Consider the following 792-nt stretch of genomic DNA (forward strand, 5'->3'; position numbering starts at 1 on the left):
TTCCTGAGAAATTTGTATATTCCTGAGAAATTTGTATATCCATCAAAGTATCCTACTTTCTTTCAAAGAATTCATAAATAATAAAATATCTTCTTTTATATTTGCTAAATCTTCTTTAAATTCTTTGGAAAGAGATATTGCAATTTCTTCCTCACTCATATTTTCAGACAACATTAATAAAATTTTTACTCCAATTTCATTTGTTTGAAAATAGTATCCTGTTGATTTATCAAATACGATCGCACCATTTTCTATTTTTTTAATTTCTAATTTATGTTTTTTTGAAAATATTTTCATTATTGCGTCCTTCCATATATCTATCTACTTGTAGTATCCACCGTTCAAGTATACAAAATTTCTCAAAAAATTCTATAATTATAGGATTGACTGTCGGTAGACTAAGAATACTGGTCAATTTTTCCCCATCTACAATCTTTCTCCTTACCAATTCAGTATTCCAAATATGATTAGAATTTTCTTTTACAAATTTTCTATAACTTGAATATAGTGGACTAGAATAGTCACCTTTTACTCTCCTTGTAAAAATATCTACTGGAACAATTCCTTTTAAAGTTTGATAAAGGATTTCCTTCGATGTCGCTCTTCCAACAATTATTTTATCTGGTATGTTCATAGATGTTTTTACAATTTGATAATTTAAGAATGGTGCTTCTACATCTAATATTCCAGCTAACTGCCTATTAACTTGTTCTAAGACTTTTTAATAGCAAATTAGTGAACTAATAGCTTGATATTTTGCTCTATTTTTATGAAATTCTACTTCCTTATCTA

The 792-nt window shown here is 26.9% G+C and carries 2 protein-coding genes; both read right to left on the reverse strand.

Features of this window, described 5'->3' with window-relative positions:
• Positions 1–42 precede the first annotated feature (42 nt).
• Positions 43–297 (reverse strand): PqqD family protein, encoded by a 255-nt coding sequence (locus tag D8787_RS11275; protein WP_260471402.1) that lies wholly within the window; start codon positions 295–297, stop codon positions 43–45.
• Positions 272–685 carry an asparagine synthase-related protein gene (locus tag D8787_RS11280; protein ID WP_125423884.1) on the reverse strand — a complete coding sequence of 138 codons (414 nt, stop codon included), beginning with the start codon at positions 683–685 and terminating at the stop codon, positions 272–274. The genes D8787_RS11275 and D8787_RS11280 overlap by 26 nt, the downstream gene beginning before the upstream one ends.
• Between the last annotated feature and the right edge of the window lie 107 nt (positions 686–792).

Source organism: Streptococcus mitis (assembly GCF_003944325.1).
In the GTDB taxonomy this organism is placed as follows: domain Bacteria; phylum Bacillota; class Bacilli; order Lactobacillales; family Streptococcaceae; genus Streptococcus; species Streptococcus mitis_CW.

Excerpts from the sequence above, each read along its gene's own strand:
- D8787_RS11275 (WP_260471402.1), bottom strand. The coding sequence starts at position 297 with ATGAAAATATTTTCAAAAAAACATAAATTAGAAATTAAAAAAATAGAA.